Annotated in this window: 13 protein-coding genes and 1 rRNA gene; 3 read left to right on the forward strand and 11 right to left on the reverse strand. The window is 33.4% G+C overall.

What is annotated here, in order from left to right:
- Window positions 1-128: 128 nt before the first annotated feature.
- A 5S ribosomal RNA gene (rrf, locus tag CBG49_RS05445) occupies window positions 129-239 on the forward strand.
- A gap of 556 nt (window positions 240-795) precedes the next feature.
- On the opposite strand, the gene CBG49_RS05450 is transcribed toward rrf, so the two are convergent.
- From CBG49_RS05450 to CBG49_RS15755, 11 genes are all read right to left on the reverse strand, one after another.
- Window positions 796-1,182, reverse strand: a complete 387-nt coding sequence (locus CBG49_RS05450) for a carboxypeptidase-like regulatory domain-containing protein (RefSeq protein WP_088593696.1) — start codon at window positions 1,180-1,182, stop codon at window positions 796-798.
- Between the two features lie 369 nt (window positions 1,183-1,551).
- The gene (locus CBG49_RS05460) at window positions 1,552-2,280 is read right to left on the reverse strand and encodes a hypothetical protein (protein ID WP_227002965.1); all 729 of its coding nucleotides are present in this window, start codon (window positions 2,278-2,280) and stop codon (window positions 1,552-1,554) included.
- Between the two features lie 40 nt (window positions 2,281-2,320).
- Window positions 2,321-2,977 carry an SH3 domain-containing protein gene (locus CBG49_RS05465; RefSeq protein ID WP_088593699.1) on the reverse strand — a complete coding sequence of 219 codons (657 nt, stop codon included), beginning with the start codon at window positions 2,975-2,977 and terminating at the stop codon, window positions 2,321-2,323.
- A gap of 17 nt (window positions 2,978-2,994) precedes the next feature.
- Window positions 2,995-3,714 carry a hypothetical protein gene (locus CBG49_RS05470; protein ID WP_227002966.1) on the reverse strand — a complete coding sequence of 240 codons (720 nt, stop codon included), beginning with the start codon at window positions 3,712-3,714 and terminating at the stop codon, window positions 2,995-2,997.
- Between the two features lie 5 nt (window positions 3,715-3,719).
- Complete coding sequence (locus tag CBG49_RS05475; protein ID WP_088593701.1) at window positions 3,720-4,277, reverse strand: hypothetical protein; 558 nt, start codon at window positions 4,275-4,277, stop codon at window positions 3,720-3,722.
- Window positions 4,278-4,440: 163 nt separating this feature from the next.
- Complete coding sequence (locus CBG49_RS05480) at window positions 4,441-5,124, reverse strand: hypothetical protein (protein WP_227002967.1); 684 nt, start codon at window positions 5,122-5,124, stop codon at window positions 4,441-4,443.
- A gap of 11 nt (window positions 5,125-5,135) precedes the next feature.
- Window positions 5,136-5,648 carry a hypothetical protein gene (locus CBG49_RS05485; RefSeq protein ID WP_088593702.1) on the reverse strand — a complete coding sequence of 171 codons (513 nt, stop codon included), beginning with the start codon at window positions 5,646-5,648 and terminating at the stop codon, window positions 5,136-5,138.
- Window positions 5,649-6,810: 1,162 nt separating this feature from the next.
- Window positions 6,811-7,413, reverse strand: coding sequence for a hypothetical protein (locus CBG49_RS05495; RefSeq protein WP_088593704.1), 603 nt, complete (start codon window positions 7,411-7,413; stop codon window positions 6,811-6,813).
- Between the two features lie 25 nt (window positions 7,414-7,438).
- The gene (locus tag CBG49_RS05500; protein WP_088593705.1) at window positions 7,439-8,215 is read right to left on the reverse strand and encodes a hypothetical protein; all 777 of its coding nucleotides are present in this window, start codon (window positions 8,213-8,215) and stop codon (window positions 7,439-7,441) included.
- Between the two features lie 14 nt (window positions 8,216-8,229).
- Complete coding sequence (locus tag CBG49_RS05505) at window positions 8,230-9,849, reverse strand: TerB family tellurite resistance protein (RefSeq protein ID WP_088593706.1); 1,620 nt, start codon at window positions 9,847-9,849, stop codon at window positions 8,230-8,232.
- A 20-nt stretch (window positions 9,850-9,869) separates the two neighbouring features.
- Window positions 9,870-10,007, reverse strand: coding sequence for a hypothetical protein (locus CBG49_RS15755; RefSeq protein ID WP_009414072.1), 138 nt, complete (start codon window positions 10,005-10,007; stop codon window positions 9,870-9,872).
- Between the two features lie 427 nt (window positions 10,008-10,434).
- Here CBG49_RS15755 and CBG49_RS15925 point away from each other — a divergent pair, with 427 nt between their 5' ends.
- On the forward strand, window positions 10,435-11,304 hold the full coding sequence (locus tag CBG49_RS15925; RefSeq protein ID WP_193433078.1) for a helix-turn-helix transcriptional regulator: 870 nt from the start codon (window positions 10,435-10,437) through the stop codon (window positions 11,302-11,304).
- A gap of 570 nt (window positions 11,305-11,874) precedes the next feature.
- A complete protein-coding gene (locus CBG49_RS16355; RefSeq protein ID WP_335582329.1) occupies window positions 11,875-12,339 on the forward strand; it encodes a nucleotide exchange factor GrpE in 465 nt (154 codons plus the stop codon).
- Window positions 12,340-12,344: the final 5 nt, after the last annotated feature.

A 12,344-nucleotide genomic window follows, 5' to 3' on the forward strand; every position in this document is an offset into this window, starting at 1 on the left:
TCAATTGTCAATTGAAAAAATATGTTTTTTATCCCTATATGTTAAAAATATAAGGTTACAGGTATTAGGTTATAGGCATCAGGGATTACCCTGAAACCTACCCCCTAACCCCTGACACCTAAAAAGTTTAAGGTGGTTATAGTCAAAGGTCTCACCTCTTACCATTCCGAACAGAGCAGTTAAACCTTTTAGCGCAGATGGTACTACACTTGTTGTGGGAGAGTATGTCGCCGCCTTCTTATAAAGAGCAATTCTGATATAGAGTTGCTCTTTTTTATTTAATGTTTAAGTTGCGCTTTTTTGTCAAAAGGCTTTATAGTATTTTATACTTTTGAGTAGGTATAGAGTAGGAAAAATCTGGTGGCATATTTCTTGTGGGCTATGAAATGTATAGGTTGTGTGACCACACCAGTGAATTGGGGAGAAATAGAACACAAGTAACACTCTTGCGCGGAGATTTGAGAAGATTCATTAGTACATCTAAACAGTATAAAAATCAATAGATGTTATATACAATTAAACAAAAAACTAAAGGATATATAAAAATCCAGAAGAAACATCTATTCAAATAGTTGAAGATACAAAAGGTAACTATTTTAGGATAGAAGAAGCCAGTAATACAGACTACTTAACAGAAAAGATACTTCATTTAATAGAGTTAGTTATTGACTATAAAACAGGAATCTTTTTCTTTTTTGAAATTATAAGGTAATCGCTAATGTTTCAGAGGTGTACTAATATTCCAGATGTGTTGTTAAAGAAGAGTTGTTACGTACTGTGATATAGAGAGAAACTCTATCTTTCTTGGATGGGCTCAATGAAAAAGTCTTTTTTTATTTTTCTGTTGGGTTGTTTTCCACATGAAAGATGGTAGATAGTAGGTTGTATGTTAGGAGCTGATATTCTCACTCTGCAATCTCCTTTAAAGAAAAGTTTATAATAACCTTTGTCATTGGTTTTAACGTCGTACTTTATAGTGTCAGAAGTGGTTTCTATATATTCAATAGAAAGTTTATAATTTTTTATAATATTCTTCTGTTTATCATATACTGTCCCCTCTATAGTTCTTCCGCAAGGGGCTTCATATACAAATAAATAATAACTATAGGCTGCTACTATCACAAGAAAAATGATACAGAAGAAGAAAGAAATCTTAATTATTTTGTTGATTATATGATTCATAATTGATTGTAGAAGATGGTGCAATTGGTGCTTTTTTGAGTGATTTCCTGAGAGTAAAGAAAAGTGTGACTATTGGTTGAGTATATTGATATGCTTGCGCTATTCTCAAGAAATATTTTAAAATACCCCTTGTTGTTCGTTCTAATGGTGTAGGTTGTTTCACCTTCTTTATAGGATGTATTCTCTAACAGAAACTCACAATTCGTTATGGGATTATGTTTTTCATCATATACATATATTTCTATTGTTGCATCGCGAACATCCCTATCCATATAAAAGTAAACAAGAGTAAAACCCACTATAAAAAACATAGAGAGTAGATAGATAGCTATTTTAATTATGTTAATCAAGGTGTTTTTCATTTTTTCTTCAATACCTAAATTCCTCCCAACCATATTGCCAATATTTAGAATCTGGATAGAATGTTCCATCACCTCCATCAAAATCTCCAGAGCAGGGAATACGATATTCTCCCCAAGAGGCTACCGAAGTTTTTTTAGTTTTATAACTTGTCCAAGTGCCAAAAAATTGGTAATTTCTACTTCCATCACTCTGAACAAATAGCTCAGTATATACAGGTTTTTTATTTATTCCCTTATACCAAAGAACAAGCATTTCTCCCTTAAAAATACCAGTAGCTGTAAGATTCTCGTCTTCTTTTAGCGTATATGAAAAAGTAGAAAAGCCTTCTGCTTCTCCCTTTTTTAGAGGCTCATCCCCATCAAAAGCGGGTGCTGTAAGTCTGTAATGAGAAAGTAAAGAGAAAGTCCCTTTGAAAGTTCGTTTGTTTTTGTTCATCACAGTGCTAAAACCCTCTACTTCATATACATCTTTGTTTTCTTCACTCTTCTTTATGGAGGTGAAAGTGATGCGCAAGCGTTTGCGATTTACCCCTATGAATCCTAAAAAGTTATCTTTTTTACCATTTAAAACTTGCAACATATCAAGATGAATGTTGTATTTTTCATAGGGTACATTATCTGTTGTTCTCTCTATAACATCTTTGAATGTACAAGGTTGCGCATACATTGCGCTACATAGCAGCACTAATGTATAACAAAACCATCTGTTTAGTGCGGGGAACAATAATTTCTTCATATTTTATACTATGACTTTTTTGTATTTCTCATAGGAGATTTTACCTCTTTTTTATTCTACTCTTGTGAATATAGCCTATTTCATTGTCTTTTGTCATTACTTGCCACCAATTTCCTGTGGTATCTAGTACCTCTATTTTTTCACCCGATTTTACTGTGCCTAAAATTTTAGATGAAGCACTCTTGTCTTCTCTCACGTTGGTATAGCCATCTGGGTCTGAAATGTAATAGAGAGGATAAGCCTTTAAGTATACTTCAATCCTTTCCTTGTCAGATTTTGATATTTTAGGGTCTTTGAGAATTTTTAATATGATTTTTTTTACTTCTAAATTCCCCTTGTCTACAAGAAAAGAAAATCGAGGTCCATCAACATAATGATATTCTTGATATTCATCTTTAACATCTTCTAAAGCATATTCATATAGGGAAATACGAGCTTCCTCTAATTCCTTTAATTTTTGATTGAGATTTTTGTCGTTTTTGAACAATATCTTCATTTTTTGCTTTAGAGTAGCATTATCTGAATCCCAATTCCACAACTCATCAAAATAGTAACTAGGTGCCTCCTTAACTTTATTAGAATTCTTATATAAAAACTCTAATAAATCTTTATCGGATTCACTTATGGAAAGCTCCTTATGCTGTGCCCTGCATTGGAGCGTACAGCAAATAAATAGTATTAATAGTATTTTTTTCATTTTATTTTCAATTCTTTTTAATACCTAAACTCTTCCCAACCATATTGCCAATATTTGGGATTAGGGATAAAATCACCTACTCCTTCATCAAAATCACCTGAGCAAGGAATACGATATACTCCCCAAGAGGCTACCGAAGTTTTTTTAGTGGTATAACTCGTCCAAGTGCCAAAAAATTGATAATTTCTTTCACCATCAGTATAAAAGAATATATTAGAATATATGGGGTTTTTATTTATTCTCTTATACCAAAGAACAAGCATTTCTCCTTTAAAAATACCTGTTGCGGAAAGTTTTTCATCTTCTGCTAATTGGTATGAAAAAGTAGAAAACCCCTCGATATCTCCATTTTTAAGAGGTTCTTCAAAAGTAGGTTCAGTAAATTTGTAATGAGACTGCAAAGAGAAAGTCCCTTTGAAAGTTCGTTTGTTTTTATTCATCACAGTGCTAAAACCTTCTACCTCATATACATCTTTGTTTTCTTCACTCTTCTTTATGGAAGTGAAAGTGATGCGCAAGCGTTTGCGATTTACCCCTATGAATCCTAAAAAATTATCTTTTTTACCATTCAAAACTTGCAACATATCAAGATGAATGTTGTATTTTTCATAAGGTACATTATGTGTTGTTCTCTCTATGACATCTTTGAATGTACAAGGTTGCGCATACATTGTGCTACATAGCAGCACTAATGTATAACAAAACCATCTGTTTAATAATTTCTTTATATTTTTCATTTTATTTATTTTTCTGATAAAAGAGAATTTATATATTTTTTACTTGATAAGAGAGAGTCGTCTTCCGCATTTTTTACCTTCTTTTCAAATAGAAACTGCCATTTTCCACTCTTCTTTTGATAATATTTTCCTATAAAAGGGAATGAGATGCTAAATTCATCATCACTATCTACACTTACATATTTCATAGGTACAAAAAAACCTATTATCCCCCAGTTTTTCTCATTTTTTATCTTTTCTTTCAGTATTTTGTCAATTTTCTTATTATCAGTGTCTGAAAAATAGTGGTAATCATACAATTCATTATATAATGGCTTTAGTTGGTTATTTTTCTCAAAATTCTTCAAATAATCAATATCTGATTTTAATCTTGGTATATAATAAATTGTAAAATGTCCTACTTTTGGAATCATATAAGATGACATAGGTATTTTATCAGAGATATCAAAATAGATTTTTTCTTCTTTATTGAAGTATCTTGTTATACTATTGTTATTTTCTTGTGCTCTACAAGAAAATAATATGAAAAATATACAGCTTACTAAAAAATACCTTGTTTTCATTTTCTTTATTTTCTAATAAAAGATTTAAAATCATAGACTTTGCCAAAGGTCGTAGCACGACAAGCAATTAAAACTTTGGCAAAGGTGCGAGCCGCACAGGCAGAGGACTTTGACAAAGTGTTGTGACGCAAATTTTGCAAACTAATTCTGATTGACTATAAATTTATTCCCGAAATCGATACTCTTCTACTAAACTATCGATATATTTATCCTGTAATCTATGGATTTCTTGTTCTATTTCATCTGTAATAGTATATGTTTTTCTTATCGACCATTTTCCATTTTCTAAAACATAAGCATCTTCCTTATAAGGATATTTAGGATTATAAGAAGTCTCTAAATGTGGCGTGTATTTCAAATATTTTTTACCTATAATGAAGATAACTGCATTGAAATGCTGGTTGAGCTCTTCTATCGATAACGATGATATTTCTTGTCTTACTTTTTCCCAACAAGGCTCATTATCACTGCATTTAGATGTAATGGCATAGGTATCAAACCTTTTTGTCTTGGGAATTAGAATGACATTCGCATTTCCTAATTCATTCCCTTTGTAAGGACAACCATAATACGGAATTTGATAATAGCCCTCTCTGGGATAAAACTCATCATATTTAAAGATTTTATATAACTCTTTTCTATTTATATTGGTTGTATCATTTTTATTTTCTATAAATGCTTGGTAATCCAGATTTATTTCAGGAGTATTTTCCTGAGGATTTTCTTCAGAGATGATATCCTCATTTAGCGGAACTTGCTCCTCAAGAGGCGCGTCTGCTTTATTATTTTGTTGAGAATTACGGCAAGCCACCGCAATTATTAAAATTAGTATAATGATTTTTTTCATCTTTAGGGAGTTTATTTAATTCTCTTATTTCTTAATTGTTCCAATCGGAATTCTTTAAAATTCTTGTAGAAAACGAAATCTTCAGGGAGCAGTTGGTATTTAATATTCCATACAATAGTATCTTTCTGCCTAAAAAGAAGGAAACGTTCATAGCTGCGATTATAACTATTTTTAAAATTTAGAAAAGGATATACTTTAGCATTATTGAGAAATGCTTCAGGTATTGATGAAAAAAGACTATCTGCATTGAAAGGGATATCCACTATAATAGAATTTTTAAGCTGAACGCCCTCATTATAATTTTCTTTATAGATTAAATATCTATTTTTAGTAATTTCAACTCTCTCTAATGCTACTTTACCAACATTTATAGGAATGTCAGGTTTCACATAAAAATATTTAATTTTCAGAATTTCATTTTCATTGGATTTTTGTGCTTTCTCTATGGTATTTTTGTTGCTTTTCTGTTGTTGGGTAGAGCAAAAAAAGAATGAAAAAGCGATTAGTAACAAGTAAAATCTCATCTGTTTAGGAATTTAAAAGCTAATATGCTGACAAAGGTAATGATTTTTTAGTGGAAATCAAAAAAAATTAATGTGAAGAGCTAATTCAATTAACAATTGACAAGTAAGAATTAACATAAGATGGTGCGGAGGGATTGGCGGCTGGCGCTGCTGGGTTTTGTGGATTGTGAGGCTAAATAGGGGTAATTTATAGAGATAAGCTCCCACAAAGCCAGCGAGCTGGCGCAGCTGGGTATGTGAAACACGAATTTTCACGAAATTGGGGGTGTATAGAACTCTTTGCTTTGTATTATCTCACGAATTTTTACCTGACGGTGAATTAAAAGTCTTAATCAACTTTGCCAAAGGTCGTAGCACGACAAGCAATTAAAACTTTGGCAAAGTGTTGTGACGCAAATTTTGTAATCGAATTTGGTAATTGTCATTTACTTTTTGAGTTTGCTCAGTGGGAATTTCATTGGGATTTTGTTTTCTCCTCTCCTTAAACATTCGTTGATTGGGTATGGTGTATAGAGAAAATTCACAAAAAAAGCTTATTAGAGAGAGAATTAGCAATACAATTATCTTTTTCCATCCCATTTTCATAAAAAATATAGAAAATAGAAGAATGAAAGGATACACTAATATTATCCAAAAAAAACAAGCGAACAATACTGTCATTATAGCTGAAAATAGATAATCAAAACTGAAAGAAAAATTTTCATACCACATTCTATTGAAAAAGCGATGTGCTTGTGGATAGTTGTAATATACAGCAGTTAGAAATATAAATACCAGAAATAACACTACTTGTGCTTTGTATATATTGTGACTGTATTTTCTTAAAAACATAAATACTCAGAAATTATTTGAATGAAAAAGCTGCTAAAATTCAGGGAGTTTGGGCAAAGATACAAAAATAAATGGATTATTTGCTTTTTTGTATGGGAATAGGTAGTATGCGGAATTTTAACGGCTGAGGCTGTCCGAAAGGTTTTATTTGTGTAGGTGTTGCAGCACATACTTAGCTATCGCTGACTTTCCTACATAATATACTCTAAAAGTGATTGATTATCAGGGTCATAGACTTTGTCAAAGTTTTGGGACTTTGACAAAGTTTATGATGCAAAAGCGATTTTTAGACTTTTCGGACAGCCTCTTTTTTTTTGTTTTTTAGGAAGTTTTATTGTTTTCTTTCTAAGATAAAGAAGTGATAAGTGGTTTTGAAAGGATTTTCTACGGTGATTTCAATAGGCTCAAGATAATTACTTTCAGATTCTAAAGATTTGAACTGTTTTTCAAGAAGTTCTTTCCATTGAGAATCTTCGGAATATCTGCTACCAAACATGGTTTTAATTCCCCAATCTGCCTCATAAGCATTCCGTGTTTTTTCTTTACCATTACAAATAATTGAGATTAAATAGTTGCATTCTATTCTTTTTTCAAAATAGTTTCTAAGTGATTCTTCTCTTATTTGAGGATCATTTGCAAAATGGTATTTTAACTCAATTAGTATTTCTTCATTTTTATTTTTTAGGGCTAAGTCTATGCGAATATTTTTATTGGAAGCTTTTTTATTAGGAACCCGATATTCTGCAATAGCTCTTTCTTCTCCCTTGAAATCTCTATTGAAAAGCTCTACTAACAAGTTCCTAATTTGAATCTCTTGTTTTAGGTTAAAAAAATTGTCGTTGAGTTTAGCTAATTTTCTTTTAAACCTTTTTGATTTGATAATCTTTATTAGACTATCAAACATTTCTTCTTTTGTTCTGATACTATCACTCATTTTCTAATGGTTTTAAGATTAATTTCTACTTTAAAAACTTTTTAGTTTCTTTAACAATAGCAGGTATTAGTTCTCGAGAAAAGCTATTGCTTAATTGTCGGGTGTGGATAAGAATACGTTTGTTATCCTTACTAAAGTGTAAGAAATAGCGGTCTCTTCCTACTTTTATTTCCTTTTGAAAAACGATATCAAAAGTTTGTTCTAAATTAATGTGGTAACAGCTTGGATAATTACCAGCTGCTACAATTACAATAGGAAAATCTTTAAAGAAAGACATTGCAAAGAGAGGTTTACGCTCTTCTATAGACTGTTTTCTAAGGGCTTCTATATCCTCCTTTTTATAGCTTTCTTTAGTAGGGTAGTCGCTGAACTCGGTGATGAAAAACTCCTTTAGAAAGTTGATTTTCTCAAGTTTTTCTCCCTGTAAAAATAGCTGTTCGTAGAGCTTTTCGTAGTTTAAATAGGTGCTACTTGTACCACCATTGTAAGGTTTTCCTTCTTTCCTTATATCCCTTTTGTTAAACTGATTGCCATAAGCATATAAGGGATTTTCGTGAGAGATGGGGCGCTGACCATCGTAGTTAGGTACTTCATTGGTAGAGAGTATGTGTTCCCATTGAGATACATTACTTTGGAAGAGTTCTTCTTTCTTCTTTTCTAAATTCTCGGTAGTCTCTTTTTGGGGAATGTGTGCAGCTTCTTTGCCGATTACTAAAACTTTACCATTAGGGTTGCCATACCCTACAAATAGATTGTTGGCTTTACAGTAGGCTACTGCCTCTTTAAAATGCTGTGTATACATATAATTTAAGTTTTTTATAGTTTTTTAATTTCTTCAATTAGCATTTGTTCTGAAATGTCAAAATCACCATCGGAATTAGCGATTTTTTCTAATGTTTTTATTACCTCCAGCTTAGTTTCTTCACTGCTGAACGCTACATCCTTATTAGTTAATTTTGGTAAGGTTTTAGCATTCATCAGTTTAAAAAACTCTTTTTTCTCTGAATTAGTGAAGTTAGCCAAAGAAGTAATTTTTGATGATAAAAATTGCTTTTCTTCCTCAGCAATCACACCGTCGGCTTTTATGAGGTATATCATCAACTTGATTTCTTTTCGTTTGTCTTCTTTCTTTTTATAGGCTTCGGTGTTAAACCATTTAGAAAAAGTATTACTGATATACTTAAAGGCGCTTTTTATATCAAGCGAGACCTTTTCAGCATTAGTAGGCATTACCAATTCAGGATTGTCCCAAAAATCAATAATGATGAGTTTATGTATTTCGTTGGTTAAGAAATGTTTGTACTCTATTTCTACTATAGGAATTACTTGATAGTTGATGTATGCTTTTAGCAGAAGAGGATAGTTTACTTCTGAAAGTTTTGAGTTTTCCTCGTGTTTAATTAACAAAGTTTTGCTAATACTGTCAGTAAGTTTTTTTATTGAGCCATTGATGTTCTCATAAATCAGCTCATTTTGGCTTTTTAGCGATACGTGTTTATGAATGGCTTCTCTTTTTACAACAGTAGTAGTACTTCCTATTTCTGTAGATAAGTCAGATTTGTGATTACTTATTTTGGTGGTTAAGTACTTTATTTGTGCTATACGTCCAGCAGTATGGCAACGAGGGCAATCAATCATACCTCTTCTATGAGGGTCGCCATAACAATGTTCACAAGTAATAATGCCATCACCTCCACATTTATCACATCTTACTTTACCAGAGCACTTACATTTAGAACAAGGAATCTCACCATTACCTGCACATCTACTACACTGTTCTCTTATTGTATAAGGTTTCCCATTTCTATACTCAGTTTTTTCTGTTCGTCCTTTTCCATCGCATCTTGAGCAACGATTTTTTCCACTGCCATTACATCTTGGGCAAGCTACTTCTCCACTTCCGTTGCATTTGTTGCATTTCCATTCGTGTCGCCCTTTACATTCTTTATCTTTACAAGTAACGTATTTATACCCATTGCAATCGGGGCAAGCTTCGCTGAAAGTTTGTTTAGGGAAAAAGAAAATAGGTTGTTTTTGGGCAAAACTATCTCTTTCTATATCAAAAGGGAATAAGGATAGGTCTAAGTGAGTATTCACTGTTTGTTCTTCAACTTTTGCGTGTTCAAGATTTTTGAAGTTCTTAAGAAGAGATTCGTCTTTGACAACAGCTTGCTCTTGAAAGCGCTCGGCTCCGTCTGTAAATACACGAAACTGATTTTCGTATTTTTCCTCTAAAGGGAAAACAAGTGTGTTAAACTTCCTTTCAGCTTTTGTGTATTCTAACTGAGAGGCATAGTAGTCTTTTCTTTTTACGATAGCATTGTCGTCAATAAGCATTTTAGAATACTCATTTGGGTAACGATTTTTTAAAAGAAGTTTAATGTCTTTTGCATTAATTTCTTTTAGTTGATTTTGGGCTTTGCTTAATAAATTCATAATTTATTTTGTTAAGATAATTATTCCTGAAATAATCCAAAGATATCAACAGATATCCACATAAATGTTAAAAATAGTACTATGATTATAAATACAATAAATGGTAAACATCCAGCACCTTCTTTAACTTCTTCTTTTTCAACATTTTCTCTTCTCATAATTAAATATAGTTTTTAGTGAGTGCCTACTCTATATGGTTTTCGGCTTCCCCAATGTTTTACAAAAATAGTTTGCGGGCATCCCGTTTTACTTAGCTCGTTGCCCGACCAAAGGCATAGTGTAAAGCAAAAGGAACGCCCGCATACGCGAACGCTTCCGTCTTTACTTTCTGTACACTATTGAAAAATTGGTCGTATTTCGAGCTTAGAAAATAAAAGCGAAACGCTACTAATATGTTTATTTTGTGTTTATCTGGTTTTTACTATAAAATATGTTTTATGAGTTTCTGCCAGCAAATATACAAAATAAAATGATAAGTACGTCCTTTTGCCTTGTTTTTTTATTTCGGGGGCAAAATTAATACCTGCATAGGCTCTAACTTGTCGTTTTAAAAAAATCTTTGTAGTTTTGTAAAAAAAATTGAATATGAGTTTAGCAAAAACGTTTTTAAAACACCGTTTTATTATTGAGCAGTTGCGTCGGAGACCTCAAAAACTCATTGAGTTAAACGCTACTTGGAAAGATAGTGAAGATAACGTTGAAGGAGGAGAACTTTTACAACGTACATTGCAACGCGATATTCACGTTATTAGAGAGGTTTATAATATAGAAATCAAATGTAATAGGTCTACTAATGAATACGAAATCACAGAAGATAACGACCTCTATACTCAGAATTTATTAGAAGCGTTTGATGTGTTTAGAGCGTTGCAGAATTATGGCAATCTTTCTGAGGTTATTCAGTTTGAAAAGCGATTGCCTGCGGGTACGGAATATTTGTCGCCGCTGCTTAGGGCTATCAAAGAAAAGCGGCAGGTAGCGTTGCATTACTATAAGTTTTGGGATAAAAACAAACAGCCGGTGGTGCGCACGATAGAGCCTTATTTGCTGAAAGAAGCGCAAAGGCGTTGGTATGTATTAGCGTGGGATGTAGAGAAAGAAGCGTTGCGGGTGTTTGGCTTGGATAGAATTAAGCACTTAGACGATGAGCGGGGGGTGAAGTTTCAGCATCCTGTACCGGAGGGCGTAGAGCACTTTTTTGACGATAGTTTTGGGGCGTGGGTGGACAACGATCGTACACAAGCTGAAGAGGTGGTGCTCGCCTTTAAAAAGTTACCTACCGACTCGCCTTTTGTGCCTAACCCCGCTGAATACCTCAAAGCGATGCCTTTGCACTCTTCGCAAGAAGTGATAAGTGAAACTGACAATGAAATTGTGCTCAAACTGCATTTGAAAATTACTCCCGATTTTGTAAAGGAAATACAATCGTACGGCAGTAGGGTAGAGTGGAGGTAAGCAATTGTACGAGTGGCTCAAACTGCCAAAATGGCACTGTTTTTGTAAATGGCAAATTGTTTGCTATCGAAATACGAAATAAATCTAATAAGAATCATTATGAGTACTGAAGATATTAACAAAGACGATTTTGAATTTGAACAAGACCCTGTGGATTACACTCCTGAAGAGGATATGTACGAAACAGTAGAAATTCCTGAAGATGAGGACTTTTACGACTCCGATGAGGACGAGATGCCTTTTGACTTAGAAGACGACGACGACTCTTTTGAAGAAGAAGAAGAACCTGAAACAGAAGAAGAAGAGGAAGAGCCTGAAGCAGGAGAAGAAGAAGACTCCGAAGAAGAAGAAGAGCCGGAAGAAGAACCTGAAGAAGAGGAAGAAGAACCTGAAGAAGAGGAAGAAGAACCTGAAGAAGAGGAAGAAGAGCCTGAAACAGAGGAAGAAGCGCCTATAGAGCAACCTCCGGTAGAGGAAGATCCTGTTCCAGTAGAGGAAGAACCTATTGAACAGCCTCCATTAGAAGATGAACCTGCTCATACTTCAGAACCTACTGATGAAGAGCAGATTATGTATAAAGACCCCAACGAACCTGAAAAAACGGATGAGTATTTCAACAAGGAAAGAGATCGCTATTTGCGTTTGTTTGCCGAGTTTGACAACTACCGCCGTAGAACTATTAAGGAACGTGAGGAGTTAATCGCTACTGCAGGAAAGGACATTTTGTCAGCTATGTTGCCTATAGTAGATGATTTTGACCGTGCTTTGGTAGAACTCTCTAAAACAGCAGATGAGAAAACGCTACAAGGGGTGAAACTCATCTACAACAAACTTATCAATACACTAAAATCTAAAGGTTTAGAGCGTATGGACGTTGCTCCAAACGATGTATTCGACAGTGAAATTCACGAGGCAATTACGCTCATTCCTGCACCATCGCCTGAGTATAAAGGCAGAATAGTGGATGTAGTGCAAGCAGGCTACAAATTAGGTGATAAAATAATACGTTTTCCTAAAGTAGTAGTAGCACAATAAGAAGG

It is taken from the genome of Capnocytophaga endodontalis (assembly GCF_002209445.1).
Classification (GTDB): domain Bacteria; phylum Bacteroidota; class Bacteroidia; order Flavobacteriales; family Flavobacteriaceae; genus Capnocytophaga; species Capnocytophaga periodontitidis.